General features: G+C 72.1%; 20 protein-coding genes, 1 tRNA gene and 1 other RNA gene. 11 read left to right on the top strand and 11 right to left on the bottom strand.

The genetic code is table 11. The features are described from left to right. Positions 1 to 14 precede the first annotated feature (14 nt). The 3 genes from BR85_RS05680 to BR85_RS05670 are packed head-to-tail and all read right to left on the bottom strand — an operon-like array spanning position 15 to position 3,718. Positions 15 to 833, bottom strand: a complete 819-nt coding sequence (locus tag BR85_RS05680; RefSeq protein ID WP_028495648.1) for an ABC transporter permease subunit — start codon at positions 831 to 833, stop codon at positions 15 to 17. Next, positions 830 to 1,777: an ABC transporter ATP-binding protein gene (locus BR85_RS05675; protein WP_036272281.1), complete on the bottom strand. Its 948-nt coding sequence runs from the start codon at positions 1,775 to 1,777 to the stop codon at positions 830 to 832. The genes BR85_RS05680 and BR85_RS05675 overlap by 4 nt, the downstream gene beginning before the upstream one ends. 39 nt (positions 1,778 to 1,816) lie before the next feature. After that, positions 1,817 to 3,718: a heavy metal translocating P-type ATPase gene (locus BR85_RS05670; RefSeq protein ID WP_036272279.1), complete on the bottom strand. Its 1,902-nt coding sequence runs from the start codon at positions 3,716 to 3,718 to the stop codon at positions 1,817 to 1,819. Positions 3,719 to 3,775: 57 nt separating this feature from the next. Between BR85_RS05670 and BR85_RS05665 the strand changes: the two genes are divergently transcribed. Further along, complete coding sequence (locus BR85_RS05665; protein WP_051526239.1) at positions 3,776 to 4,243, top strand: universal stress protein; 468 nt, start codon at positions 3,776 to 3,778, stop codon at positions 4,241 to 4,243. An 18-nt stretch (positions 4,244 to 4,261) separates the two neighbouring features. Here the strand turns inward: BR85_RS05665 and BR85_RS05660 are convergent, their stop codons facing one another. The 3 genes from BR85_RS05660 to BR85_RS05650 are packed head-to-tail and all read right to left on the bottom strand — an operon-like array spanning position 4,262 to position 8,879. Further along, positions 4,262 to 7,261, bottom strand: coding sequence for a bifunctional [glutamine synthetase] adenylyltransferase/[glutamine synthetase]-adenylyl-L-tyrosine phosphorylase (locus tag BR85_RS05660; protein ID WP_028495646.1), 3,000 nt, complete (start codon positions 7,259 to 7,261; stop codon positions 4,262 to 4,264). A gap of 5 nt (positions 7,262 to 7,266) precedes the next feature. Further along, positions 7,267 to 8,604 (bottom strand): type I glutamate--ammonia ligase, encoded by a 1,338-nt coding sequence (glnA, locus tag BR85_RS05655; RefSeq protein ID WP_028495645.1) that lies wholly within the window; start codon positions 8,602 to 8,604, stop codon positions 7,267 to 7,269. Positions 8,605 to 8,636: 32 nt separating this feature from the next. Next, complete coding sequence (locus tag BR85_RS05650) at positions 8,637 to 8,879, bottom strand: hypothetical protein (protein ID WP_028495644.1); 243 nt, start codon at positions 8,877 to 8,879, stop codon at positions 8,637 to 8,639. A gap of 101 nt (positions 8,880 to 8,980) precedes the next feature. On the opposite strand from BR85_RS05650, the gene ppgK reads away from it, so the two are divergent. Then, positions 8,981 to 9,799, top strand: a complete 819-nt coding sequence (gene ppgK / locus BR85_RS05645) for a polyphosphate--glucose phosphotransferase (RefSeq protein WP_028495643.1) — start codon at positions 8,981 to 8,983, stop codon at positions 9,797 to 9,799. Between the two features lie 25 nt (positions 9,800 to 9,824). Here ppgK and rnpB read toward each other — a convergent pair. Next, an RNA gene (gene rnpB / locus BR85_RS14905) (RNase P RNA component class A) lies at positions 9,825 to 10,185 on the bottom strand. A 155-nt stretch (positions 10,186 to 10,340) separates the two neighbouring features. On the opposite strand from rnpB, the gene BR85_RS05640 reads away from it, so the two are divergent. Both BR85_RS05640 and BR85_RS05635 read left to right on the top strand, forming a co-directional pair. Next, positions 10,341 to 11,012: a hypothetical protein gene (locus BR85_RS05640; protein ID WP_036272277.1), complete on the top strand. Its 672-nt coding sequence runs from the start codon at positions 10,341 to 10,343 to the stop codon at positions 11,010 to 11,012. Positions 11,013 to 11,021: 9 nt separating this feature from the next. After that, entirely contained in the window at positions 11,022 to 12,764 is a 1,743-nt protein-coding gene (locus BR85_RS05635; protein ID WP_092896844.1) for a DUF4012 domain-containing protein, read from the top strand. Between the two features lie 3 nt (positions 12,765 to 12,767). Here BR85_RS05635 and BR85_RS05630 read toward each other — a convergent pair whose 3' ends face one another. Together BR85_RS05630 and BR85_RS05625 are read right to left on the bottom strand one after the other, a co-directional pair. Next, positions 12,768 to 14,486 carry a bifunctional 3'-5' exonuclease/DNA polymerase gene (locus BR85_RS05630; RefSeq protein ID WP_092896841.1) on the bottom strand — a complete coding sequence of 573 codons (1,719 nt, stop codon included), beginning with the start codon at positions 14,484 to 14,486 and terminating at the stop codon, positions 12,768 to 12,770. Between the two features lie 17 nt (positions 14,487 to 14,503). Beyond that, positions 14,504 to 15,235, bottom strand: coding sequence for a zinc ribbon domain-containing protein (locus BR85_RS05625; protein ID WP_028495639.1), 732 nt, complete (start codon positions 15,233 to 15,235; stop codon positions 14,504 to 14,506). Positions 15,236 to 15,320: 85 nt separating this feature from the next. Between BR85_RS05625 and BR85_RS05620 the strand changes: the two genes are divergently transcribed. Continuing rightward, positions 15,321 to 16,829 carry an amino acid permease gene (locus tag BR85_RS05620; protein WP_028495638.1) on the top strand — a complete coding sequence of 503 codons (1,509 nt, stop codon included), beginning with the start codon at positions 15,321 to 15,323 and terminating at the stop codon, positions 16,827 to 16,829. Positions 16,830 to 16,831: 2 nt separating this feature from the next. Here BR85_RS05620 and BR85_RS05615 read toward each other — a convergent pair whose 3' ends face one another. Together BR85_RS05615 and BR85_RS05610 are read right to left on the bottom strand one after the other, a co-directional pair. Further along, positions 16,832 to 18,097 carry an APC family permease gene (locus BR85_RS05615; RefSeq protein WP_028495637.1) on the bottom strand — a complete coding sequence of 422 codons (1,266 nt, stop codon included), beginning with the start codon at positions 18,095 to 18,097 and terminating at the stop codon, positions 16,832 to 16,834. 53 nt (positions 18,098 to 18,150) lie between these two features. Continuing rightward, positions 18,151 to 18,223, bottom strand: a tRNA-Val gene (locus BR85_RS05610). Positions 18,224 to 18,373: 150 nt separating this feature from the next. Here BR85_RS05610 and aceE point away from each other — a divergent pair. The 6 genes from aceE to BR85_RS05580 all read left to right on the top strand — a co-directional run bounded on the left by aceE (position 18,374) and on the right by BR85_RS05580 (position 25,967). Further along, positions 18,374 to 21,103 carry a pyruvate dehydrogenase (acetyl-transferring), homodimeric type gene (gene aceE / locus BR85_RS05605; protein ID WP_028495636.1) on the top strand — a complete coding sequence of 910 codons (2,730 nt, stop codon included), beginning with the start codon at positions 18,374 to 18,376 and terminating at the stop codon, positions 21,101 to 21,103. Between the two features lie 8 nt (positions 21,104 to 21,111). Next, positions 21,112 to 22,326 carry a PucR family transcriptional regulator gene (locus tag BR85_RS05600; RefSeq protein WP_028495635.1) on the top strand — a complete coding sequence of 405 codons (1,215 nt, stop codon included), beginning with the start codon at positions 21,112 to 21,114 and terminating at the stop codon, positions 22,324 to 22,326. A gap of 108 nt (positions 22,327 to 22,434) precedes the next feature. After that, the gene (locus BR85_RS05595) at positions 22,435 to 23,358 is read left to right on the top strand and encodes an ACP S-malonyltransferase (protein ID WP_028495634.1); all 924 of its coding nucleotides are present in this window, start codon (positions 22,435 to 22,437) and stop codon (positions 23,356 to 23,358) included. Next, a complete protein-coding gene (locus BR85_RS05590) occupies positions 23,355 to 24,356 on the top strand; it encodes a beta-ketoacyl-ACP synthase III (protein ID WP_028495633.1) in 1,002 nt (333 codons plus the stop codon). The genes BR85_RS05595 and BR85_RS05590 overlap by 4 nt, the downstream gene beginning before the upstream one ends. 73 nt (positions 24,357 to 24,429) lie before the next feature. Continuing rightward, complete coding sequence (locus tag BR85_RS05585) at positions 24,430 to 24,678, top strand: acyl carrier protein (RefSeq protein WP_028495632.1); 249 nt, start codon at positions 24,430 to 24,432, stop codon at positions 24,676 to 24,678. 50 nt (positions 24,679 to 24,728) lie between these two features. After that, positions 24,729 to 25,967, top strand: a complete 1,239-nt coding sequence (locus tag BR85_RS05580; protein ID WP_028495631.1) for a beta-ketoacyl-[acyl-carrier-protein] synthase family protein — start codon at positions 24,729 to 24,731, stop codon at positions 25,965 to 25,967. Positions 25,968 to 26,090: the final 123 nt, after the last annotated feature.

Here is a 26,090-nt window from a genome sequence, read left to right as displayed (position 1 = left end):
TCCCGCCGGCGCGGCTACCCCAGCACGTCGCGGCGGGCGAGGCCGAGCGTGGCGACGGCGATCAGCACGGCGGAGACGCCGAAGAGCAGACCGAGACCGCCGACGTCGGCGCCGTTCGCCAGCGGCGCGCTGCCGAACGCCCAGTCGAACGGCGAGAACCGGCGCAGCACGTCGAGGTCGGCGCTGTTGTTCGCGACGGCCTGCAGGGTGTACCCGGCGACCGCGACCCCCGCGCCCGCGCCGACGCTCCACGCCCGGCTGCCGGTGAGCCCGCCGGCGGCGAGGGCCGCGGCGCCCGACACGAGCCCTGCGCCGACCCACGCCGCGACGGTCGCCCAGAGGTTCCCGGCATCCAGACCCAGCTGCGCCGGTCCCTCGATCGCCCGGATGATCAGCCACGCCGCGACGCCGAGCCACGCGAGCTTGAGGACGAGGGCCGCGGCACTCTGGACCGCGTACGAGACCCGGCCCACGCCGTGCGCGAGGGTCAGCTCCAGGCGGCCGGACTCCTCCGCGCCGCCGATGAGGGCGGCGCCCCAGCCGATCGACGCGATCGTGAGGAGCACGAAGCCGATCAGTCCGAAGAAGGTCGCCTGCGTGTACCCCGGCCCGGTCCCGATGTCCCGATAGCCGAGCGTCTCGATGAGGGCGGGCGGGAGTGCGTCGAGCACGTCGGTGAGCTCCGGCGACGCCATCGACGGGAACAGCGGCAGGTAGAGCAGCGCGACGCCGGCGAGTCCGACCGTCCACCCCAGCAGTCCCCGCCACCCGTCGGTCAGTGCGCGCCGCAGGATGGGCAGCGGCGCCTGCCGCACGCCCGCCGCGCCGCTCACGGACGTCCTCGTCGACGCGGGGCCTGCGGTTCCGCCTCGTACAGACCGAGGACGGACTCCTCCAGGTCGGGCTCCTCGACCGTCAGCTCCCGGACCGTCGACGCGGTGAGCACGCGCAGCACCGGATCGATGTCGCCCCGGCTGGTGGCGCTGACCCGTACGAGGCCGCCGGAGGGCGCGTCGGCGACCTCGAGCGACTCGACGCCGGGGGTGCTCTGCAGGGCGCTGCGGACCTCGTCCGCCGTCGACCCGGCGAGCATCGCGTGGATGCGGCGGACGCTCGCGAGCCGCAGGTCGGCCACCGGCCCCTCGGCGACGACCCTGCCTGCGGCGAGCACGGCGACATCGTCCGCAGCCTGCTGGATCTCGCTGAGGACGTGCGAGCTGAGCAGCACGGTCTGCCCGCGCTCGCGCGCCTCCCGGATGAGAGCGAGGAACTCCCGCTGGACGAGCGGATCCAGGCCGCTCGTCGGCTCATCGAGGACGAGCAGGTCGGGTTCGTGCATGAGCGCCTGCACGAGACCGAGCTTCTGGCGGTTGCCCTTGGACAGCATGCGCACGGGGCGGGTGAGGTCGAGGTCGAGCCGCTCGGCGAGTTCATGGATCGCCCCCGCCCGCACGGGCCCGCTGATCTCGGCGAGGTGGCGCAGCAGCGCCTCGCCTCGCAGGCGCGTCCCCCACCGCAGCTCGCCGGGGACATAGCCGATGCGCCGGCGGAGGGCCGCGCCGCCGGCCCGGGGGTTCTCACCGAGGACGGTGATCTCCCCCGACGTGGGGCGGATGATGTCCAGCAGCATCCGCAGGGTCGTGGTCTTGCCGGCGCCGTTCGGGCCGATCAGCCCGTACACGGAGCCCCGCGGAACGCGCAGGTCGAGCCCGTGCAACGCGATGTGGCGGCCGTAGTCCTTGCGCAGGGCGTGCGTGCTGATCGCGGGCGACGTCATCGTCCTCCTCCTGTCCCGGGGTCAGTGTGGCACCGGAGGTCATGCTGCGGAAGCTGCGCGCTGCGGCCTCCTCGCGTCGGTCGGGGCCCGCTCCTCCCCCGGCGCCGGTCCGCGCAACGCCCGCAGGGCGTACAGGATCGTGGCCAGGTCGACGAGTTCCTGGATGAGCGCGCCGCCGACGGCAGGGATGACGCCCGTCATCGCGATCACCATGAGTCCGATGCTCAGGCCGATCCCGATCCATATCGCGGTGAGGGCCACCTGCACCGTGTGCCGGCCGATCGCCACGGCATCCGCCACCTTCGCGAGCGAGTCCACCAGGATGACGACATCCGCGGCGTCGCCGGCCGCTGTCGCGCCCCGGGCCCCCATCGCGACGCCGATGTCGGCCGCCGCCAGCACGGGCGCATCGTTCACGCCGTCGCCGACCATCATGGTGGGCCGGGGGCGGAGCTGCGCGGCGAGGTGCACCTTCTCCGCGGGCAGCAGGTCGGCGTGCACGTCGTCGATGCCCACCGTCGCCGCGATCGACGCGGCGGTCGCGTGGGCGTCGCCGGTGAGCATCGTGATGCGTTCGACGCCGTTCCCCCGCAGCCATGTGACGACCTGCGCGGATTCGGGGCGGGCCGCATCGGCGAGGATCAGTGCGCCGGCGAACCGGCCGTCGATCGCGACGTAGGCCGCCGCCTGCCCGGGCTCCAGCGTCGCCGGCTGCATGTCGGGCGTCAGGCCGGCCACATAGGCGGGCTTCCCCACCACGACCTCCCGGCCCTCGATCACGGCCGTGACGCCGTTCGTCGCGATCTCGCTCGCCCGTTCCGCGGAGCTCAGCGGGATGCCGCGCTCGTGTGCCGCGCGCCGGATGCCGTCGGCCAGCACGTGGGAGGAGTACTGCTCGGCCGAGGCGGCCAGCCGCAGCAGGTCCGGCTCCGCGAAGCCGTCGGCCGCCCGCACTTCGATCAGCTCCGGTCGGCCCTGGGTGAGGGTGCCGGTCTTGTCGAAGCAGGCCGAGCGCACCCGCGCGAGCTGCTCGATCACCGCCCCGCCCTTCATGATGACGCCGGCCTTCGCGGCTCGCGACAATCCGGCGAGGAACGCGACAGGGGCGGCGATCAGCAGCGGGCAGGGGGTGGCGAGAACCAGGACCTCGGCGAACCGGCTGGGTTCCCCCGAGATCGCCCACGCCGTCCCGGCGAGGACGAGCGACACGGCGGTGAACGGGACGGCGAACCGGTCCGCCAGGCGCACGACCGGCGCCCGGGATTCGGAGGCGCCGCGCACGAGGGCCACGATCTGCTGGTACTGGCTGTCGGCGCCGCGCCGGAGGACCCGGATCCGGACGGCGCCCTCGCCGTTCGTGGCCCCGGAGAGCACCTCCTCACCGGCCCGCCTGGTCACGGGGAGGCTCTCCCCCGTGATCGAGGACTCGTCGAAGGTGCCGGTCTCACTGAGCAGCGTCCCGTCCACCGGCACGATCTCGGACGGACGGACCAACAGCACATCGCCGACCACGACGTCGTCGACGTCGGCATCCTGGATCTCATCCGCATCCGAGGATCGGGGATGCACGATCACGTGCGCGACGCGGGGGGTGCGATCCAGCAGTGCCGTGAGCTCCCGCTTCGCCCGCCGCCCGGCGATGTCTTCCAGCGCCTCTCCGCCGGCGAGCATGAGCACGATGATGAGGGCCGCGATGTACTCCCCGACCGCCAGCGTCGCGACCATCGCGACGACCGCGAGGACGTCGAGCCCGATGTGTCCGCGGAGGACGTCGCGCACCATCCCGATGAGCGTCCACACCACGAACAGCGCGACGAAGACGGTCGCGGTCCAGCGACCCGCCGCCGGCATGCCGGCCGCGTGCAGCAGGAAGACGACCGCGAGGACGACGAGCGCGAGCAGGATGACGCGGTAGCGACGCAGAGCGCGGAGAACGGGCATGCCTCCAGCTTGGCCCGGATGCTCGACACGTGCGAGCCGATGCGGTGGGATCAAAGCATGAGCGAGGATGACGGACTGGTCCACGGCGCCGGGGCGCGACCGATCGTGGTGGGGGTGGACGGATCCGACTCGTCGATCGCGGCCCTGCGGCACGCTGCGAGGATCGCCGAGGCGCTCGGCGCACCGCTGGAGGCGGTGACCACGTGGACCGCCCCGCCGTTCGTCGACTACTCGTCGATCGCAGGGTGGTCGCCCGAGGTGGAGGCCTCCGCGGTTCTGGACGACGCCGTCGAGCAGGCCTTCGCCGACGCGCCGCCCCGGGCCCTCGTCCGGACCGTGCTGCCCGGCCTGCCGGCGCCGACGCTGATCGCGCAGAGCCGGGATGCCGAGATGCTCGTGCTCGGCAGCCGGGGCCACGGCGGGTTCGCCGGACTGATGCTGGGCTCGGTCAGCGCCGCGTGCGCCGCGCATGCGCACTGCCCCGTCCTCATCGTGCGCGAGGACGCCGTGCGTGGCGACGCCTGAGACCGCCGCGGACCGCGCCTACCCGTAGAAGAGCTTCTCGAAGGCGCGGCGGGCGCGGCGCGCCGTGCCCATCCAGTCCTCCTCGACGAGGGTCGCCGAGCGCGGCGGGTACTCCAGCAGGCGCCCGATTCCGTCGAGCTTGCCGCGGTCCACCGGCAGCACGTCGCTCGTCTGCCCGGACAGCAGCGTGTTCGCCGACCGCAGCCGGCTCGCGAGACGCCAGGCGGCCTCCAGCCGCTCGGCGGCGGTCTCCGGAACGAGTCCCGCCTCCACGGCGGCCGCCAGCGCCTCCAGGGTCGACGTGGTCTGCAGCGACGGGATGCGGTGCCCGTGCTCGAGCTGCAGCAGCTGCACGAGCCATTCGACGTCGCTGAGCCCGCCCGGCCCGAGCTTCAGGTGCCGCGACCGGTCGACCCCCTGCGGCAGACGCTCGTTCTCGACGCGGGCCTTGATGCGCTTGATCTCGCGGAGGTCCTGCAGCGCCACGGCCGCCGGGTAGCGGACATCGTCGGCGAGCTGCATGAAGCGGCGGATGAGCTTGACGCTGCCGGCGACCCCGCGCGCGCGCAGCAGCGCCTGGGCCTCCCACGACAGCGACCACCGGCGGTAGTACTCCGCATAGGCCTCGATGGAGCGTGCGAGCGGGCCGTTGCGGCCCTCCGGACGGAGCCCCGCATCCAGCTCGAACGGGACCCGCTGGTCCTCGGAATAGGTGCGCAGCCCCGTCACGATCTGCGTCGCGAGCGTGTGCGCGCGCTGCGGGTCGAGACCGTTCGCGTCGTAGACGTACATGACGTCGGCGTCCGAGCCGAAGCCCAGCTCCCCTCCCCCGAACCGCCCCATCGCGATGACGGAGAAGTCGAGGGCGCGGTCCTCCTCGGGGACCACCTCGCGGCGGACGGCCCGCAGTGTCGCCTGGATGGTGACCTCGCTGATCGTCGTGAGGCCGTGCGCGAGCTCGTCGATGGTCAGGATGCCGAGGACGCCGCCGATCGCGAGACGCAGCAGCTCACGGCGACGCAGCGCCCGGACGGCGCGCATCGCCTCGTCGATGGGCGCGTGCCGCGCCTGGATGGCGCGGGCCTCCTCCTGGAGGGCGACGCCGGTGCGGGGCTTCAGGCTCTCCTGCGCGTCGAGCCATGCGACGGACTCCGGGATCCACTCCATGAGCTCGCCGATGTAGCGCGACCCGGAGAGGACCCGGGTGAGGCGCTCGGCCGCGCCGGACGAGTCGCGCAGCATGCGCAGGAACCACGGGGTGTCGCCCAGCCGCTCGCTGATGCGGCGGAAGCAGATGAGGCCGTAGTCGGGGTCGACGCCGTCCGCGAACCAGCGGATCATCACCGGCATGAGGTGGCGCTGGATCGTCGCCTTCCGGCTGAGGCCGCTCGTGAGCGCGCCGATGTGGCGGAGAGCGCCGGTCGGGTCGCGGAAGCCGATGGCCGCGAGCCGGTCGTGGGCCTGGGCCGGCGACAGCGTCTGCTCGTCGCTCGGCAGTGCCGCGACGGCGGACAGCAGCGGCCGGTAGAAGAGGCGGACGTGGATGTCGCGCACTTCGCGCTTCACCGATTCCCAGAGCTGCCACACGCCGTCGCCGGTGTCGGCGAGCCGGGACGCCCGCGCGAGGACGCGCAGCCCCTCCGGCGTCGTGGGCATGAGGTGGGTGCGGCGGAGGTCGCGCAGCTGCAGGCGGTGCTCCAGCACCCGGAGCTGCCGGTAGTCGTGCGAGAACGTGGCGGCGTCGGACCGGCCGATGTAGCCCTCCGCGACGAGCGCATCCAGCGCGTCGAGCGTCCCGCGCTGCCGGATGCGCTCGTCGGCGAGACCGTGCACGAGCTGCAGCAGCTGGACGGTGAACTCGATGTCGCGGATGCCGCCGGGTCCGAGCTTCAGCTGGTAGGCGACCTCCGCGGCCGGGATGTGCTCGGTGACCCGCTCGCGCATGCGCTGCACGCTGTCGACGAAGTTCTCCCGCGCGGCGCTCGTCCACACCTTCGGCTGCACGGCCGCGATGTACGCGTCGCCGAGATCCCGGTCCCCCGCGATGGGGCGGGCCTTCAGCAGGGCCTGGAACTCCCAGCTCTTGGCCCAGCGGTCGTAGTACGACACGTGCGAGTCGATCGTGCGGACGAGGGCGCCCTGCTTTCCCTCCGGCCGCAGGTTGGCATCCACCTCCCACAGCGGAGGCTCGATCTCGATGCTCGTGATCCCGCGCATCGTCTGGACGGCGAGGCGCGTCGCGATGTCGATGACGCGGCTCTCGCCGATCGCCTCCGTGACGGCATCGTCCGCGCCGCCGGCGAAGATGACGTCCACGTCGCTGACGTAGTTGAGCTCCCGGGCCCCCGTCTTGCCCATTCCGATGATCGCGAGTCGGACGGCCGCCACCTGCTCACGCGGGAACAGGCCCGCCCCCGCGCCGCCCGTCGTCACGCGGGTGCGCGCGACGCACAGCGACGCCTCCAGTGCGGCCCCGGCGGCATCTGCGAGTGCCGCGGCGACCGGGGCGAGCACGTCGACGGCGCTCGGGGCGCGGAGGTCGAACGCGGCGATCCGGGCGAGGAGGCGACGATAGCGGATGCGCAGCGCGACCCACGCCGTCTCGTCGCCGGTCGCGGCGAAGCCGTCCTCGTCGGCGGCGACGGATGCCAGCAGCTCCGCGCGCAGCTCGTCGCCGCTCGGCAGGGAGGCGCCGGCGCCCTCGAGGAAGGCCAGCTCGGCCGGGTGCCGCGCGTAGAACTCGCCGAAGCCGGGCGAGGCGCCCAGCAGGGCCCAGAGCGTGACGGGGTCGGCGCGCAGCGCGGCGCGCACCGGTGCCGGGTCGCGGCGGGCGATGCGGGCGAGCGCCGTGATGGCCGCGTCGGGGTCTGCCGCCGCGTCGGCGCCGGTCACGACGTCCAGACGCGGGATGCCGAGTTCCGCGGCGAGCTCGTCGAGCAGCGTGTCGGCGGCGGTCAGCTGGCCGAATCCGGCGCGCGCGAGCGTCGTGAGCGACGACGAACGCTCCGTGCCGGACATCCGCGTTAAAGCATCTCCAGGTTGCTCTTCAGTTCGAAGGGCGTCACCTGGGCGCGGTACTCCTGCCACTCGCGACGCTTGTTGAGCAGGACGTAGTTGAAGACCTGCTCCCCGAGCGTCTCGGCGACGAGCTCCGACTCCTCCATGTACTCCAGCGCGTGATCCAGGCTCGCCGGCAGCGGCGCGTACCCGAGCGCGCGGCGCTCCGCGTCGGTCAGCGACCACACGTTGTCCTCCGCCTCCGGGGGCAGCTCGTAGCCCTCTTCGATGCCCTTGAGGCCCGCGGCGAGCATGAGCGCGTACGCGAGGTACGGGTTCGCGGCCGAGTCGAGGGCCCGGTACTCGACGCGCGAGGACTGCCCCTTCTTCGGCTTGTACATCGGCACGCGGACGAGGGCGGAGCGGTTGTTGTGACCCCACGTGATGAAGCTGGGCGCCTCATCGCCGCCCCACAGGCGCTTGTACGAGTTGACGAACTGGTTCGTGACGGCGGAGATCTCCGGCGCGTGGCGCAGGAGGCCCGCGATGAACTGCCGGCCGGTCTGGGAGAGCTGGTACTGCGCGCCCTCCTCGTAGAACGCGTTGACGTCGCCCTCGAACAGCGACATGTGCGTGTGCATCCCGCTGCCGGGGTGGCCGCCGAGCGGCTTCGGCATGAACGTGGCGTACACGCCCTGCTCGATCGCCACCTCCTTCACGACGGTGCGGAACGTCATGATGTTGTCGGCCGTGGCGAGGGCGTCGGCGTAGCGCAGGTCGATCTCGTTCTGTCCGGGGCCGCCCTCGTGGTGGCTGTACTCGACCGAGATGCCGAGGTCCTCCAGCATCCGCACGGAACGGCGCCGGAAATCGTGCGCCGTCCCGCCCGGCACGTTGTCGAAGTAGCCGGCGGAGTCCACCGGCTCGGGGCCGGCGGGGCCGTACGAGGACGACTTCAGCAGGTAGAACTCGATCTCGGGGTGCGTGTAGAAGGTGAACCCGGCGTCGGCGGCCTTCGCGAGCGAGCGCTTGAGGACGTGCCGCGGATCGGCGACGGCAGGCTGGCCGTCCGGCGTCGTGATGTCGCAGAACATCCGCGCCGTCGGGTCGATCTCGCCGCGCCACGGCAGCACCTGGAACGTCGACGGGTCCGGGTGGGCGAGCAGGTCGGACTCGTACGAGCGCGTCAGCCCCTGGATGGCGGAGCCGTCGAAGCCGAGGCCCTCCGTGAAGGCGCCTTCGACCTCGGCGGGCGCGATCGCGACCGACTTGAGGGTGCCGATCACATCGGTGAACCACAGTCGCACGAACTTGACGCCGCGCTCCTCGATCGTGCGCAGTACGAAGTCCCGCTGCTTGTCCATCGTGTCCTCTCGATGCCGACTTTCCGCCCAGACTATCGGCCCGCGTCGTCCTCCGAGTCCGCCGACACGTCGGGCGTCGAGCCCGATCCCCACGAGTCCTCGCGCGCCTCCTCCTCGGCCCAGGCGCGCGAGCGGCGCTTCATGAGCTCGGGGGCTCCGGCGGCCTCCTCGGGGGTGTCGAACGGGCCCGCGCGGTCGACGGCGGGAGACTCGAAGCCCTTCTCGACCTGACCGGTCGTGAGGTTGAACCAGTACTTCTCTTCGCCTGCGGACATGTTGCGCCTCCTGGTGCGTCGTTGCGGGGTGCTCGTCTCGATCCTAACGAGGCGCTCCGGCGCGGACGAGGCGGCCCCGCCCGCTCGGTAGGCTGAGTGCCATGACGGCGCAGGCGACGACAGCGGTCGGTGTGGACATCGGCGGAACCGGGATCAAAGGGGCGCTCGTCGACCTCCGGGAGGGGCGTCTGCTGAGCGAGCGCGTGAAGGTGCCGACGCCCGCCGGTGCGGAACCGGACGACGTCCTGGCGGCCGTCAAGGTCGTCCTCGAGACGCTCGACGTCACCGACGCGGACGTCCCGCTGGGCGTGGCGTTCCCGGCGATCGTGAAGCACGGCAAGACGCTGTCGGCCGCCAACGTGGCCGACACCTGGATCGGCTTCCCCGCCGAGGAGTTCTTCGAACAGGGCCTCGGCCGTGAGATCCACTTCGCGAACGACGCCGATGTCGCCGGCGTCGCGGAACTGCGCTACGGCGCGGCGAAGGGGGTCGAGGGGCTCACGATCCTCACGACGCTCGGGACCGGCATCGGCACCGCCCTGCTGTACGACGGCCGCCTCATCCCGAACTCCGAGCTCGGCCACCTGCAGCGGGCCAAGCACGGCAAGGATGCGGAGGCCTGGGCGGCGTATTCCGCCATGGAGCGCGACGAGCTGACGTTCCCGCAGTGGGCGAAGCGTCTGCAGTGGTACTACAGCCACCTGGAGTTCCTGCTGAGCCCCGACCTGTTCATCGTCGGCGGGGGCGTGTCGAAGCACGCCGAGCAGTTCCTGCCCCTGCTGACGCTGAGCACCCCGATCGTCCCGGCCGTGCACCGCAACAGCGCAGGCATCGTCGGCGCGGCGGCCCTCGCCCTCGCGGCGGACGCCGGGGTGCAGACCGCGGAGACGGCGAAGCTCGTCGAGGAGACGACGCGCTGACACCGTCGACACGGCCGACGTGAGGCGAATGGGCCGGCCTGTACGCCGGGTTCTGTTCCGGGGCTGACGCCCCTTCGACGGTCATCTCTCTCGGCGACACGTTGCCGTGCCGCTCCAGCGGCCTACCCGGGGACTCGGCGGGCCGCGTCGTCATCCCCTGTCTGGCCTTGCTCCGGACGAGGTTTACCTTGCGGATCGTGTCACCACGATCCCGGTGGTCTCTTACACCACCCTTTCACCCTTACCGGGGCTCGCGCCCCGGCGGTCTGCTCTCTGTGGCACTGTCTCGCGGATCGCTCCGGGTGGGTGTTACCCACCATCCTGCCCTGTGGAGCCCGGACGTTCCTCGGTGCGGTCTCCCGCCACGCGACCGTCCAGCCGACCCATTCGCACTGCCGATTCTAGTCGTGCCGAGCTCGACCGATTGTGGCCGGTGGCCCGGTGGGTTAGCCTGCGGGTGGGGATGACGGGCATGTGGGGTGCTCGTCGCACAGAAGGGGGTCGTCCGACGACGCCCGCTATCGACCTTTGGGGAGGTCTGATGGACAAGCGATCGATTCTTGCGGCCGTCGTGGCGGCTGCGCTGCTGACACTCGCGGCACCGGCGGCGGCTACGGCCGACGTCGGCGCCGGGACCGTTCGTGCGGTCGACGGCGACGTCGACTACACGCCGGACAAGCCGAAGGAGCCGAGCCTTGCCGGGTCTCGGGTCGACGTGGTCTGCCTGCGCGATGCGCCGTGGATCACCTTCGAGGTCACGCTGACCGATCCCGACCGGCAGTCCACCGGTGACCGGGCGGTTCTCGTGATCAGCGACGGTACGCACGAGGTGTCGCTGCCGCTGGGCACCCTGGCATCCGGCCGTGTCGCCGGCTCCGTGCTGTGGCCCGGTGCCGCCGTCAGCGGGGGTGTCGGGACGGGCTGGCCGGGGTGGGTCTACGAGGGCGGCCAGTGGCGGGAGACCGCGGGCAACTTCGCGTGGACACGGGGCGACGTGCGGGCGTGGATCCGGGTCAATCCGGAGCTCGCCGTGCCGCTGGCATACCCGCCCGCGACGTCGGGCTGCGCAGCGCCCACGGGCAGCATCCAGGGTCGCCTGGCCGCGACGGGCACGAGCGGGGACATCCTGTTGCCGCTCGTCCTGGCCGGTGCGGGAGCGGCGGCCATGGGGCTCGTCGTGGTCCTGTCGGTACGTCGCCGGCATCGCGTCTGAGTGCCGCCCATGGCCCCTGTTCCACGGACGGGGTCGCCACTTCCGGCCGCAGCCCTCCTGCTGTGCGTGCTGCTCGGCGCGTTCGGCTGGCTGGGATCGCGTGTCGCGGTGGCGGCCACCGAGATGCGGGCGGCCGAAGCCGCCGCCCGTGACCTGGTCTCCGCGGTCGAGTCCGGCGATCTCCTCGACGCGGCCGACCGTGCGCGGACGCTGTCCGCGCACACGCGCGCGGCACGCGACGCGACCTCGGATCCGCTGTGGCCGGTCGCGGAGACGATGCCGTTCTTCGGGGATGACGCGGCCGCCGTCCGCATCCTCTCGGCACAGTCCGCCGAGCTCCTGGACCGGGTGCTCGACCCCGTCCTCCGTCTCGTCGAAGCGCGCGAAGGCGCGTGGGATCCCGGTCTGCTGACCGCCCTGGGCCGCACACTCGACGGTGCGGGGGATGCCGTGGCCGAGGCCCGCACGGCGCTCTCTGCCGTGGATGAAGGCGACCTCGTCTCCCCCGTCCGCGCGGGGTTCGGCGCCGTGCGCGCCGCCCTGGACGACGCCGCGCCGAGCGTCGACGCCCTCGCGGCGCTGGCCGCCTTCGCCGGCTCGGCGACGGAGCGGGACGGCGGCACCGTCCTGCTGGCGCTGCAGAACCCTGCCGAGCTGCGCACCGCCGGCGGCATCACCGGCTCCTTCGTCCTGCTCCGCGCGGAGGGGGGCCGCTTCCGGATCGCCCAGCAGACGGACTCGACCGACTTCCCGGAGCTGCCGGAGTCCATCGTGCCGGTGCCGCGCTCGACGGCGCGGCTCTATGGCGAGGTCGTCGGCCGGTTCGTGCAGAACGCGACGATGCCGACCGCTTTCGCGCGCAGTGCGGAGCTCCTGACCGCATGGTGGCGCAGCCGCGGCGGGGAGCAGCCGGACGCGGTGGTCGCGATCGACCCGCTGGCGGTGCGCGGTCTTCTCACGGCGACCGGACCCGTCACACTGCCGGACGGATCGCAGCTGACGGCGGAGAACCTCGTGCAGCGCGTCCTCGTCGACCCCTACATGACGCGGGACCCCGCGGGGCAGACCGTGGTGCTGGAGGCGATCAGCACGGCGGTGATCGAACGCTTCACGAGTGTGGACCTCGATCCGCTGACGTGGGCGCGCGCTCTGGCCGATCCGATCGCGGAGGGTCGCGTGTCGGTGTGGACCTCGGACGAGGCAGCGCAGAGAGTCGTCGACGCAACGGTGCTCTCCGGTCCGGCCGGGCGGCTGACCGCCGCCGGACCCGACGCCTTCGCCGTCTTCCTGAACGACGCGACGGGCGGCAAGATGGACACCTTCCTCCACGCGGACATGGAGCTCACCGCGATCGGATGCCGCGGGGACGGCCGCGTCGAGATCCGGCTCCGCGTCACGATGCGCAGCACGGCGCCCGCGGGCGCCGGCGACGTCCTGCCCCCGTCCATGACCGGACACGGACTGTTCGGCACGGGCGCCGGCGACATCGGGACGAGCGTGTCGGTGGCCGCACCCGCCGGCACCTACTTCGGCGGCGTCACCAAGGACGGAGCCCACCTCCTGTCGGTCGACGTGGAGGACGAGGGCCGCCCGACGAGCCTCGTGCGCATCAACCTCTCCCCGGGCGAGGTCAACGTCGTGGAGTTCGGCTTCCTCGCCGCCCGGCCGGGGTCGCTGGACCTCCGGCTGGTCCACACGCCGCTCGTCAACACGCCGGCCGTGACGGTGGATGCGGGCGGCGGCTGCCGCTGAGCCTCAGGCCTTGCCGGCATCCTCCGCGATCCGCAGGTCGAGCGGGAAGTCGAGCGGGAAATCGCCGAAGAGGAGTCGCCGGGCCCCGTCCGCCGCGGCCCGCACCGCCTCGGCGGCCGCCTCGGCCTGCGCCGCCGGGGCGTGCACGACGATCTCGTCGTGCAGGAAGAAGGCGAGGTGGGCGCGGCGGCCGAAGACGGGACCGGAACGGCCACCGGCATCCTCGACCGCATCGAAGGCGGCCAGCCGGCCGCGCACGTCGGCCATCCACGCGAGCGCCCATTCGGCGGCCGTGCCCTGCACGATGAAGTTGCGGGTGAATCTCCCCCGGTCGCGTGCCGATCGGCGCGCGCGGGACTCGTCGGCCGCCGTGGCCTCGATCGCGCCCGCCCCCCGCTGGACGTCCCGCCAGGAGGACGACGGGGCCGGGGCCGACCGTCCGAGCCACGTCGTGACGATGCCGCCGTCCTCGCCGATCCGTGCGGCCTCGTCGACGAGCGTCATGGCGCGGGGGTACGCCCGCCGCAGCGCCGGCACGAGCCTGCCGCTGTCGCCGGTCGTCGCGCCGTACATCGCGCCGAGGATCGCGCCCTTCGCCTCCTGCCGCGTCGCGACGACACCGCCGGCGACGACCCCGGCGTAGAGATCCTGCCCGCGCGCGGCGTCGGCGAGGGCCGTGTCACCGGCCATCGCCGCGAGCACACGGGGCTCCAGCTGCGCGACGTCGGCGATGATGAGGAGCCACCCGGGGTCGGCGCGCACGGCGGGACGCAGCTGCCGGGGCAGCTGCAGCGCTCCCCCGCCGGACGAGGCCCACCGGCCGGTGACGACTCCGCCCGGGACGTAGACGGGCCGGAACCGGCCCTCGGCGGCCCACTCCTCCATCCACGCCCACCCGTTCGCCGACAGCAGCCGCATGAGCTTCTTGTACTCGAGCAGCGGCGCGATCACCGGATGGTCGTACTGGGCGAGCTCCCACCGGCTCGTCGAGGTCGCGAGCACGCCCACGCGGTGCAGCGCGCGCAGCAGCTTCGGCTGCGAGTCGAGGCTCGCCGCCGGGTCGCCGAGGGCGTCCCGCACGCGGACCGCGAGCTCTTCGATGCGGGCCGGGAGCCGGCCGGCGGCGGGGCGGGGGCCGAGGAGGTCCACGAGGATCGCGTCGTGCACGCCGGCGTCCCACGGCAGGCCGGCGGCGTGCAGCTCGACGGCGATGACGGCGCCCGCCGACTCGGCGGCAAGGAGCAGCCGCAGCCGACCGGGCGCGGTCGCGCCCTCGAGTGCGGCGCGCTGGCGGGCGAACTCCGCGAGCGCCTCGTCGATGCCGTCCGGGACGGAGGACGCGTCGCCGCGTTCGTCGAGCTCGAAGAGGGTCTCCGCGGCGGGAGTCACGGCGTCAGCTGCCGGGCCGTCCCACTCCGGGTGCGCGCGCAGCGCCGCGGCATCCGTCACGAATGCGCTGCCGCGCAGGATCGTGTGGCAGAGGCGCAGATCGTGGCAGCGCGCCACGACGACGCCGGCGGCGAGGAGCGGCGGATACCAGCGCGTCGCGTCGCTCCACACCCAGCGTCGCGCCGGACCCGCTGCCCGCACGAGCGACGCCAGGGCCGCGGAGTCCACCGACGTCCTGCGCCGCTCGGTGCCGTCGGCGTTCAGGTCGGCGACGACGACGGTCCCGTCCGGACCGCGACCGAGGACGCTCCAGACCGGTTCGTCGAGCGTCATCGCCGGAGGGCGGCGGGTCAGAGACCGGTTTCGTCGCCGCGGACGAGGATGCCCCCGCACTCGGGGCAGGTGACGACGTCGTCCGCCGCAGCCTGGCGCAGGGTCTGCAGGTCGGTGCCGGAGAGCACCATGTTGCAGCCCTCGCACGTGCGGCGACGCAGGAGCCCCGCCCCGACGCCCCGCGCGGCGAGCTTCTCGTAGAGCGCCAGCAGATCGGCGGGGATCTGGGCGGCGACCGCCTCGCGATCCCGGGTGGACGACTCGAACCGGGCGGTCGCCTCGGCGACGGCGGTCTTGCCGGCGGCGCTCAGCCGCGCGCCCTCATCGTTCAGGGCGGCGATGAGCGCCTCCTGCGCGAGCACGTCCGCCTCGGCCGTCTCCAGGCGTTCCATGATCTCGAGCTCCAGATCCTCCAGATCGCTCTTCCGCTTGGTCAGCGACGCGATCTCGTGCTCGAGGCCCTGCGCCTCCTTCGCGTTCGCACTCGTCGCGAGGCGTTCCGCGTCGCGTGCCGCGCGGGCGTCGACGAGCGCGACGTCCGACTCCAGCCGCGACAGTTCCGTCTTGGCGTCGTCGCGGACGCCGAGCAGGCGGGTCAGCTCGAGGGAGAGCTCCTTGCGCTGGGCGAGGAGCTCCTGGACGCGGGCCGTCTGCTCCGGGTGCCGGCGCTGGTGGTCCGCATGGCGGACGGTCGCGTCGAGCGCGGCGAGGTCGAGGAGACGGCGCTGGTCGGAGGGGCTGGCTTTCACAGTCCCCAACCTACCGCGCCCCCTCTCGCGCGCGCCCCGATCGGTCTACCATGTGGGCTCTGACGCCATGCGAAGGAGCGGTGCGATGAGCCTGATGAGGACGAAATCCGTCGAGCAGTCGATCGCCGACACCGAAGAGCCCGAGTTCCGCCTCCGGAAATCGCTCTCGGCGCTCGACCTGACGGTCTTCGGCGTCGGCGTCGTGATCGGCGCCGGCATCTTCACCCTCACAGGCCGCGCCGCGCACGAGGTCGCCGGCCCCGCCATCGTCGTGAGCTTCGTCGTCGCCGCCATCGCCTGCGCGCTGGCGGCCATGTGCTACGCGGAGTTCGCGTCGACGGTGCCCGTCTCCGGCTCCGCGTACACGTTCTCCTACGCGTCGCTGGGCGAGCTGTTCGCCTGGATCATCGGGTGGGACCTCATCCTGGAGATGTTCCTCGGCGCGAGCGTGGTCGCACAGGGCTGGAGCGCATACCTGGGCGTCCTCATGGAGCAGCTCGGGGCGCCGATCCCGGCCGTCATCGGCTATGGCGGCACCGTCGACCTCATGGCCGTGCTGCTCGTCGTCGTCCTGGGCGCGCTGATGACCCTGGGCATCCGGGAATCGATGCGGGTCAATCTCGTCCTCGTGGCGGTGAAGCTGTTCATCGTGCTGTTCGTGATCGTCGCGGGCATCCTCTTCATCGATCCGGCCAACTACTCCCCGTTCGTGCCGGAGACAGCGCCCCGCGAAGCGGCATCCGGTCTGACCCAGCCGCTCCTGCAGTTCCTCTCCGGCGCCGAACCCATGGCCTTCGGCCTCGGCGGCATCTTCGCCGGTGCGGCGCTGGTGTTCTTCGCCTACATCGGCTTCGACGTCGTCGCGACGACGGCGGAGGAGACGAAGAACCCGCAGCGCGATCTGCCGATCGGCATCATCGCGTCGCTGACGATCTGCACCGTCCTGTACTGCGCCGTCGCACTGGTGGTGACCGGCATGGTCTCCTACCGGGACCTCGATCCGGCTGCGGCGCTCGCGAACGCCTTCGCCTTCCACGGGCAGACCTGGATGGCTACCGTCATCTCCGCGGGCGCCGTCGCGGGGCTCACGACCGTCGTCCTGACGCTGCTGATCGGCGCGACCCGCATCATCTTCGCGATGTCGCGGGACGGTCTGCTGCCCCAGCGCCTCGCGAAGGTGCACCCCACTCGCCGCACGCCGTGGCTCATCTCCGTCATCGTGACCGCGATCGTGGCGGTCGTCGCCGGCTTCACGCCCGTCGGCGTGCTCGAGGAGATGGTGAACATCGGGACGCTCTCCGCGTTCATCCTCGTCTCCGTCGGCGTCATCGTGCTGCGCCGCAACCGTCCCGAACTTCCACGCGGGTTCACGGTGCCGTGGAATCCGTGGCTGCCGGGGCTGTCCGCCCTCATCTGCATCTACCTGACGCTCAACCTGACCGTGGAGACGTGGCTGCGGTTCCTCATCTGGCTCGCGCTGGGCTTCATCGTCTATTTCGCGTACTCGCGGCGGAACTCCCGCCTGGGCCGGGGATCCGGGCTCTACCGCAACCCCGCGCTGCCGAAGGTCGTCGGACGCGAGGACGGAAGCTGAGGTCAGGTCTCGTCCGCGCGCCGCGCGAGCCGAAGCCGGACGAGCCGGTAGCCCACGCCCACGGCGACCACGAGGACGCCCCCGACGATCGAGGCCGGAGGCAGCGTGGCGACGAGCAGGAGGCAGCCCGCGGCGCCCAGCGCCTGGAGCACCCGCGCGTAGCGCCGGTGCTCACGGGTCTGGGTGAGGGCGGCGACATTGGCGATCAGGTAGTACAGCAGGACGCCGAAGGAGGAGAACCCGATCGCGTCGCGCAGATCGATCGTCAGGACCAGGATGCCGACGACGGCGGCGAGGGCCATTTCCGCGTGATGCGGCACGCGGAAGGTCGGGTGCACGCCCGCGAGCCAGACGGGCAGGTCGCCGTTGCGCGCCATCGCCAGCGCCGTCCGGCCGACCCCGGCTACGAGGGCGAGCAGCGCGCCGAGCGCCGCCGCCGCCGCGCCGACCCGGACGATCGGGGCTGCCCCGCCGGCGTCCGCGAGGAAGACGACCTCGACGAGGGGCGCCGCGCTCGTGGCGAGCCGCTCCGGGCCGAGCACCACCAGCACCGTGGCGGCGACGAGCGCGTACACGACGAGGACCAGGGCGAGGGCGCCCACGATGGCCCGCGGGATCGTGCGCCGCGGATCCCTCACCTCCTCCCCCATCGTCGCGATGCGGGCGTAGCCGGCGAACGCGAAGAACAGCAGCCCGGCCGACTGCAGGATGCCGTACGGCCCACCGGCGAACAGGTCGGCGCCGGCGAGCCCGGCGGACGCGCGGCCGGTCGTCAGGCCCAGCACCACGACGAGGCCGAGCACGACGAGGACGACCGCGACGATGATGCGCGTCAGTCGCGCCGTGCGGGTGACGCCGCGGTAGTTCACCGCCGCCAGTGCCAGGACGGCCGCGACCGCGACCGGCTTCTCCCATCCGGCGGGGGCGGCGTACGCCGCGAAGGTCAGCGCCATCGCCGCGCAGCTCGCCGTCTTGCCCACCACGAAGCTCCACCCGGCCAGGAACCCGGGCCAGGCGCCGAGGCGCTCCCGGCCGTAGATGTAGGTGCCCCCGGAGGTCGGATACTGCGCGGCCAGCTGCGCCGAGGCCGTCGCGTTGCAGAACGCGACGACGCCGGCGATCGCGAGTCCGATCAGCAGACCGGCGCCGGCTGCAGCGGCGGCGGGCGCGAACGAGGCGAAGATGCCTGCGCCGATCATCGAGCCCAGCCCGATCAGCACCGCATCGAACGTGCCGAGGCGGCGGGAGAGGGCGGCACCGGAGGTCATCGCCGGAATGGTAGCGGGTGAACGTGACGGGCACGGTCGCCGTCGGCTGACAGTGGGCCCTGCCGGGATCGAACCGACGACATCCACGGTGTAAACGTGGCGCTCTACCAGCTGAGCTAAAGGCCCCTCCTCCCAGTCTAGGAGGCCGCGGCGGCGGCACCCCGCTTCCCCGTGGAGTCGCTAGGCTGAGCAGGATGCGTTGTCCGTGCTGAACAAAGCCGCGCGCGTCCGAAGCCCCATTCCTGGCATGACCTGCCAGACGACGAAAGGTCTCCCGTGACTGTCAACGATCAGGATCCGTACTCGCAGGGACCGCAGGACAGCGATCCCGACGAGACGTCGGAGTGGCGCGAGTCGCTCCAGCAGCTCGTGGATGCCAAGGGCGCCGGCCGCGGCCGCGAGATCATGCTGAGCCTCCTGCAGGCCTCTCACGAACTGCAGCTCAACGTGCCGCAGGTCCCGACGACGGACTACATCAACACGATCGCGCCGGAGAACGAGCCGGAGTTCCCGGGCGACGAGGAGCTCGAGCGCCGCTACCGCCGATGGATCCGCTGGAACGCCGCACTCACGGTGCACCGCGCCCAGCGCCCCGGCATCGGCGTCGGCGGTCACATCTCCACCTACGCGTCGTCGGCCTCGCTGTACGAAGTCGGCTTCAACCACTTCTTCCGGGGCCTGGACCACCCGGGCGGCGGCGATCAGATCTTCATCCAGGGCCACGCCTCCCCCGGCATCTACGCCCGTTCCTTCCTCGAGGGCCGGCTCTCCGCCGATCAGCTCGACGGGTTCCGCCAGGAGAAGTCCAAGGCTCCCCTCGGCATCCCGTCCTACCCGCACCCGCGGCTCATGCCGGACTACTGGCAGTTCCCGACCGTGTCCATGGGTCTCGGCCCGATCAACGCCATCTACCAGGCGATGACCAACAAGTACCTCACCAACCGCGGCGTCAAGGACCTCTCCGAGTCCCACGTCTGGGCGTTCCTCGGCGACGGCGAGATGGACGAGGTCGAGAGCCGGGGCCAGCTGCAGGTCGCCGCGAACGAGGGGCTGGACAACCTGACCTTCGTCGTCAACTGCAACCTCCAGCGCCTCGACGGGCCGGTCCGCGGCAACGGGAAGATCATCCAGGAGCTGGAGAGCTTCTTCCGCGGTGCCGGCTGGAACGTCATCAAGGTCGTCTGGGGTCGCGGCTGGGACGAGCTCCTCGACGTCGACCGGGACGGCGCGCTCGTGCACCTCATGAACACGACGCCCGACGGCGACTTCCAGACCTACCGCGCGGAGGACGGCAAGTTCATCCGCGACCACTTCTTCGGCCGGGACGAGCGCACCTCGGACATGGTCAAGGACTGGTCCGACGAAGACATCTGGGGCAAGCTCCGTCGCGGCGGCCTCGACTACCAGAAGCTGTACGCCGCCTACGACGCGGCCGTCAAGCACAAGGGCCAGCCGACCGTCATCCTGGCGAAGACGATCAAGGGCTACGGTCTCGGTCACCACTTCGAGGGCCGCAACGCGACCCACCAGATGAAGAAGATGACGCTCGAGGACCTCAAGCACTTCCGCGACTCGATGCGCATCCCGATCACCGACGCGCAGCTCGAGGAGAACCCGTACGCCCCGCCGTACTACCACCCGGGCAACGAGGACGAGACGATCCAGTACATGATCGAGCGTCGCCGCGGCCTCGGCGGGTTCCTGCCGGAGCGCCGCACGCACCACGTGCCGATCAGCCTCCCCGACGACAGCGCGTACGCGCTGCCGAAGAAGGGCTCCGGCACGCAGGAGATCGCCACGACCATGGCGTTCGTGCGCCTGCTGAAGGACCTCCTGCGGGCCAAGGACTTCGGGCACCGGATCGTGCCGATCATCCCCGACGAGGCGCGCACGTTCGGCATGGACGCGTACTTCCCGACGGCGAAGATCTACAACCCGAACGGCCAGAACTACACCTCGGTCGACCGTGAGCTGCTCCTGGCGTACAAGGAGAGCCCGCAGGGCCAGATCATGCATGTCGGCATCAACGAGGCGGGCGCCGTCGCGGCGTTCACCGCGACCGGCACGTCCTACTCGACGCACGGCGAGCCGCTCATCCCGGTCTACGTCTTCTACTCGATGTTCGGCTTCCAGCGCACCGGCGACGCCCAGTGGGCCGCCGGCGACCAGATGGCGCGCGGGTTCATCATCGGCGCGACCGCCGGGCGCACCACCCTCACGGGTGAGGGCCTGCAGCACGCCGACGGGCACTCCCACCTCCTGGCATCCACGAACCCCGCGACGGTCTCGTACGACCCCGCGTACGGGTACGAGATCGCGCACATCGTGCGGTCGGGCCTCGAGCGCATGTACGGCGGGAACCACCCCGACCCGAACGTCATGTACTACATCACGGTCTACAACGAGCCGCTCGTGCAGCCGGCCGAGCCGGAGAACGTCGACGTCGAGGGCATCGTCCGCGGCATCCACCGCATCTCGGTCGGCGAGGGCGACGGGCACCGCGTGCAGCTCCTCGCCTCCGGCGTCGGCGTCCCGTGGGCGCTCGAGGCGCAGCAGCTGCTCCGCGACGACTGGGGGGTCGTCGCCGACGTCTGGTCGGTGACGAGCTGGACCGAGCTCCGCCGCGACGGCCTGGCGGCCGACGAGCACAACTTCCTGCACCCGATGGACGAGCCGCGCACGGCGTACGTGACGCAGAAGCTCGCGGACAGCGAAGGCCCCATCATCGCGGTCAGCGACTTCATGCACGCCGTGCAGGATCAGATCCGGCCGTGGATGCCGCGTTCCTACGCGACCCTCGGCGCCGACGGGTTCGGCTTCTCCGACACCCGTGCGGCGGCTCGCCGGTTCTTCAAGATCGACGGACCCTCCCTCGTCGTGCGGACGCTGCAGTCGCTCGCCGACGAAGGCCGGGTGGACCGCTCGCTGTCGGCCCAGGCGATCGAGAAGTACCGCCTCGAGGACGTGAACGCCGGCACGAGCGGGAACGCCGGCGGCGAGAGCTGACGGTTTCGATGCCCGCTCGCCCCACGGCACAGGAGAAGGCGGAGACCCTCGCGTGGCTGCGCAGGATCTCCGGCGACCTGGCGACGGTCACGAACAAGCGGCTCGAGGATTCGCTCCCCTGGTACGCGGAGATGCCGCCCGCGCGACGATCGACCGTGGGTCTCGTCGCGCAGGCGGGCATCTCCTCGTTCATCCAGTGGTACGACGACCCGACCTCGACGCCCTGGATCGCGGCGGACATCTTCGCGGCCGCGCCGCGTGAGCTGCTGCGCAGCGTCAGCCTGACGCAGACCCTGCAGCTCATCCGCGTCACCGTCGAGGTGACCGAGGAGCGGGTCGCCGGCCGTGGGGAGGACCTGCGCGAGAGCATCCTGCTGTACTCCCGCGAGGTCGCCTTCGCCGCCGCGGACGTCTACGCCCGCGCCGCGGAGGCGCGCGGGCTGTGGGATGCGCGCCTGGAGGCGCTCGTCGTGGACTCCATCCTCACGGGTGAAGCCGACGAGGAGCTGCCCAGCCGGATCGCGGCGCTCGGCTGGCACGGGCACGGTGAGGTCGCCGTCCTCGTCGGCACGACCCCGCCGCAGTTCGACGTCGACCAGCTGCGGCGCCTCGCGCGCAAGCTCGGCGTGGATGTCCTCATCGGCGTGCAGGGCTCGCGGCTGGTGCTCGTCATCGGCCGCGCCGACCTGCCCGGACGCGAAGACGCCACCGCCGAGCCGCTCCCGTTCTCCGAGATCGCGAAGCGCCTGGAGCCGGGTTTCGGTGCGGGGCACCTCGTCCTCGGCCCCCCGGTCCCGGCGCTCATCGACGCCGGGCAGAGCGCCCGCGCGGCCCTCGCGGGGTTCGCCGTCGCGAAGGCGTGGCGGCACGCCCCGCGGCCCGTGGAGGCCGACGACCTGCTCCCCGAGCGTGCCCTCGCGGGCGACTCGGTCGCGAAGATGACGCTCGTCGAGCGGATCTACCGTCCCCTGCAGGCGCACTCGACCGACCTCGTCCTGACGCTGTGGAGCTACCTCGACAACGGTCGCTCGCTCGAGGCGACGGCGCGCGAGCTGTTCGTACACCCCAACACCGTGCGCTACCGCCTCAAGCGGGTCTCGGACGTCATCGGATGGGATGCGACAGGCCCCCGCGAGGCGCTCATCCTGCAGACCGCGCTCATCCTCGGATCCATCGGCACGGAGGTCACGCGTCGCCGCCCGGCTCCCCCGCGCCGCGGGTGAGTCGGTACGCTGCATGACGTGTGCCCTGTATGACGCGCACAAAGGATGCCGCGTTTCTTGTGACCCCTCCGCCAGAGGAGGGCGACCCGTTCTTGGGAGGATGGTTCAGTGATCGTCGTCGTCTGCCCCGGACAGGGCTCCCAGACCCCCGGGTTCCTCGCTCCCTGGCTCGAACTCGACGGTGCGCGTGAGCGGCTCGAGGCCTACTCCGCGTCGTCCGGCGTCGATCTGATCGCGCACGGCACCACCTCGGATGCCGACACGATCCGCGACACCGCGATCGCCCAGCCGCTCATCGTCGCCGCGAGCGTCCTGGCCTGGTCGGCCCTGACGGATCGGGCAGGCGCCGTCCGTCCCGGTGGCGTCGCCGGGCACTCCGTCGGCGAGGTCGCGGCGCTCGTGGCCGCAGGCGTCGTCTCCGCGGCGGACGGGATGCGTCTCGTGGGTGAGCGCGGGCGCGCCATGGCCGAGGCCGCGGCCGTCGAGCAGACCGGCATGAGCGCCGTCATCGGCGGCGACCAGGATGCCGTCCTCGCCCGCCTCGCCGAACTCGACCTCACCCCCGCCAACTACAACGGCGCCGGACAGATCGTCGCCGCCGGCGCGCTCGAGCCGCTCGCGGCGCTGGCGGCCGAACCGGTCGCCGGGACCCGCGTCATCCCCCTGCAGGTGGCCGGCGCCTTCCACACCCGACACATGCTCCCCGCCGTCGAGCGGCTGCGCGCCGCCGCCGACGGGATCGCCGTCTCCGCGCCGGAGACGACGCTGTGGACCAACAGCGACGGCAGCGTCGTCGGCGACGGCGCGGCCGCGCTCGACCTGCTGATCGGTCAGGTCGCGAACCCCGTCCGTTGGGACCTGTGCATGGCATCCTTCGCCGAGCACGGCGTCACCGGCATCATCGAACTCACCCCCGCGGGCACCCTCACCGGACTCGCCAAACGCGCCCTCCGCGGCGTACCGTCGGTCGCGGTGAAGACCCCCGACGACCTCGCGGCCGCGACCGCTCTGCTGACAGGAGACGCCGCATGACCGTCACGCTCAACCAGGCGACCGGACCCGCGTACACCCGCATCTACTCGTACGGCGCCGCGCGCGGCGAGAACGCGGTCCCGAACGAAGACCTCATCGGCCCGATCGATTCCAGCGACGAGTGGATCCGTCAGCGCACCGGCATCGTCACGCGCACGCGCGCCGTCGCCGGCACGAGCGCCATCGATCTCGCCGCGGATGCCGCCGCCGAGGCCGTCACGCGCTCCGGCGTCCCGGCCGACAAGATCGACGCCGTGATCGTGGCGACCGTCTCCAACCCGAAACAGACGCCCTCGGTCTCGGCGATCGTCGCCGACCGCATCGGCGCCAATCCGGCCGCCGCATACGACGTCAACGCGGCCTGCGCCGGGTTCGCGTACGCCGTGGCGCAGGCCGACGCCCTCATCCGGGCCGGCGCCGCGCACTACGCCGTCGTCGTGGGAGCCGAGAAGCTCAGCGACATCGTCGACCCCACCGACCGGTCGATCTCCTTCCTCCTGGGCGACGGAGCCGGCGCCGTCGTGATCGGCCCGAGCGACTTCCCCGGCATCGGCCCCACCGTGTGGGGCTCGGACGGCTCGAAGGCCGACGCGGTGGGCATGAACCACACGCTCGTGGAGTTCCGCGACGGCCAGGCGCCCTGGCCGACGCTCCGTCAGGAAGGGCCCACGGTCTTCCGCTGGGCCGTCTGGGAGATGGTCAAGGTCGCCCGCAAGGCGCTCGAGGAGGCCGGCGTCGAGCCCGGCGACCTCGCGGCGTTCGTCCCGCATCAAGCCAACATGCGCATCATCGACGAGTTCGCGAAGCAGCTGAAGCTGCCGGAGTCGGTCGTCATCGGCCGCGACATCGAGACGACCGGCAACACGTCGGCCGCCTCCATCCCGCTCGCCACGCACCGGCTCCTCGAGGAGCACCCCGAACTCAGCGGCGGACTCGCGCTGCAGATCGGCTTCGGCGCCGGGCTCGTCTTCGGCGCCCAGGTCGTCGTCCTCCCCTGACCGCGCGCACCCCGCACCTAAACTGAACAGCGGCCCGGCCGGGCCCGCGACCGACACCGAACAAGGAGAAACCATGGCATTCACGAACGACGAGGTCCTGGCAGGGCTTGCCGAGCTCATCACCGACGAGACCGGCATCTCGGCCGACGAGGTCGCGCTGGAGAAGTCCTTCACCGACGACCTCGACATCGACTCCATCTCGATGATGACGATCGTCGTCAACGCCGAGGAGAAGTTCGGCGTCACCATCCCCGACGAAGAGGTCAAGAACCTCAAGACCGTCGGCGACGCTGTCACGTTCATCACGTCGAACCAGGCGTAGCCCCGACACCGGTGGGGGCCTCGCCCCCACCGGAGCATCCCGAGGAGACCATGAGCATTCCCCGAATCGTCGTCACCGGCATCGGCGCCTCGTCGCCCATCGGCGGCACCGCACCGGAGAGCTGGTCGGCGCTGCTGGCCGGGAAGTCCGGCGCCCGCACCCTCGAATACGACTGGGTCGAGCAGTACAACCTGCCCGTCACGTTCGCGGCGCAGGCGCTCGTGCGCCCCGACACGGTCCTGGAGCGCCCCGTCGCGAAGCGACTCGACCCGTCCTCCCAGTTCGCGCTCGTGGCGGCTCAGGAGGCGTGGGCGGATGCCGGTGCACCCGAGGTCGACCCGGAGCGTCTGGGCGTCGACTTCGCGACCGGCATCGGGGGCCTGTGGACCCTGCTGGACGCGTGGGACACGCTGCGCGAGAAGGGGCCGCGGCGTGTGCTGCCGATGACGGTCCCGATGCTCATGCCGAACGCCGCCGCGGGGAACCTGTCGCTGCACTTCGGTGCCCGCGCGTACGCGCGGACCGTCGCGAGCGCCTGCGCGTCGAGCACGGAGTCGATCGTCAACGCGATCGAGCACCTGCGCGACGGACTCGCCGACGTCGTGATCGCCGGCGGCACGGAGTCCGTCATCCACCCGGTCACGATCGCGTCGTTCTCCTCCATGCAGGCGCTGTCGCGCCGCAACGACGACCCCGCCACGGCATCCCGTCCGGGGAGCATCGACCGTGACGGCTTCGTCATGGGCGAGGGCGCCGCGGTGCTCATCCTCGAGACCGAGGAGCACGCCAAGGCCCGCGGGGCGAAGATCTACGCGGCCGTCGTCGGCGGCGGCGTCACCGCCGACTCGTACCACATCACCGCCAACGACCCCGAGGGCACCGGCGCCGCACGCGCCGTGCGGCTCGCACTCGAGATGGCCGACGCGTCCCCCGACGACGTCACGCACATCAATGCGCACGCGACGTCGACGCCCGTCGGCGACCCGAACGAGTACGTCGCGCTCAAGACGGTGTTCGGCGACCGCATCGACGACATCCCGGTGTCGGCGACGAAGGCGTCCACCGGTCACCTGCTCGGTGGCACGGGCGCGCTCGAGGCCATCTTCACGATCATGGCGCTGCAGGAGCGCGTGGCGCCGCCCACGATCAACCTGACCGAGCAGGACCCCGCCGTCCCCTTCCGGCTGTCCGGCGAGCCCACCCCGCTGGGATCCGGTCAGCAGCTCGCGATCAGCAACTCGTTCGGCTTCGGCGGTCACAACGCCGTCGCCGCGTTCGCGTCGGTCTGAGCCGCGCCCGCAAGCCCGCACACGAAGAACGCCCTCGGGAAGCCATCCGGGGGCGTTCTTCGTGTCAGACGGTGCGGACGCGGTCCCGGATCCCGGGACACCCGTCGACCGAGCCCGGTACTG

Source organism: Microbacterium sp. UNCCL10, assembly GCF_000746195.1.
Lineage (GTDB): Bacteria > Actinomycetota > Actinomycetes > Actinomycetales > Microbacteriaceae > Microbacterium > Microbacterium saccharophilum.
Note: the sequence above shows the minus strand (reverse complement) of the source record. Positions and strands in the feature narration are given on the sequence as shown.

Coding starts and splice junctions, on each gene's coding strand:
- BR85_RS05640 (WP_036272277.1), top strand. CDS start 10,341: ATGGACAAGCGATCGATTCTTGCGGCCGTCGTGGCGGCTGCGCTGCTG.
- BR85_RS05675 (WP_036272281.1), bottom strand. CDS start 1,777: ATGACGTCGCCCGCGATCAGCACGCACGCCCTGCGCAAGGACTACGGC.
- glnA (WP_028495645.1), bottom strand. CDS start 8,604: ATGGACAAGCAGCGGGACTTCGTACTGCGCACGATCGAGGAGCGCGGC.
- BR85_RS05635 (WP_092896844.1), top strand. CDS start 11,022: ATGGCCCCTGTTCCACGGACGGGGTCGCCACTTCCGGCCGCAGCCCTC.
- BR85_RS05650 (WP_028495644.1), bottom strand. CDS start 8,879: ATGTCCGCAGGCGAAGAGAAGTACTGGTTCAACCTCACGACCGGTCAG.
- BR85_RS05580 (WP_028495631.1), top strand. CDS start 24,729: ATGAGCATTCCCCGAATCGTCGTCACCGGCATCGGCGCCTCGTCGCCC.
- BR85_RS05590 (WP_028495633.1), top strand. CDS start 23,355: ATGACCGTCACGCTCAACCAGGCGACCGGACCCGCGTACACCCGCATC.
- BR85_RS05585 (WP_028495632.1), top strand. CDS start 24,430: ATGGCATTCACGAACGACGAGGTCCTGGCAGGGCTTGCCGAGCTCATC.
- BR85_RS05600 (WP_028495635.1), top strand. CDS start 21,112: ATGCCCGCTCGCCCCACGGCACAGGAGAAGGCGGAGACCCTCGCGTGG.
- BR85_RS05620 (WP_028495638.1), top strand. CDS start 15,321: ATGAGCCTGATGAGGACGAAATCCGTCGAGCAGTCGATCGCCGACACC.
- ppgK (WP_028495643.1), top strand. CDS start 8,981: ATGACGGCGCAGGCGACGACAGCGGTCGGTGTGGACATCGGCGGAACC.
- BR85_RS05660 (WP_028495646.1), bottom strand. CDS start 7,261: ATGTCCGGCACGGAGCGTTCGTCGTCGCTCACGACGCTCGCGCGCGCC.
- BR85_RS05665 (WP_051526239.1), top strand. CDS start 3,776: ATGAGCGAGGATGACGGACTGGTCCACGGCGCCGGGGCGCGACCGATC.
- BR85_RS05670 (WP_036272279.1), bottom strand. CDS start 3,718: ATGCCCGTTCTCCGCGCTCTGCGTCGCTACCGCGTCATCCTGCTCGCG.
- BR85_RS05615 (WP_028495637.1), bottom strand. CDS start 18,097: ATGACCTCCGGTGCCGCCCTCTCCCGCCGCCTCGGCACGTTCGATGCG.
- BR85_RS05630 (WP_092896841.1), bottom strand. CDS start 14,486: ATGACGCTCGACGAACCGGTCTGGAGCGTCCTCGGTCGCGGTCCGGAC.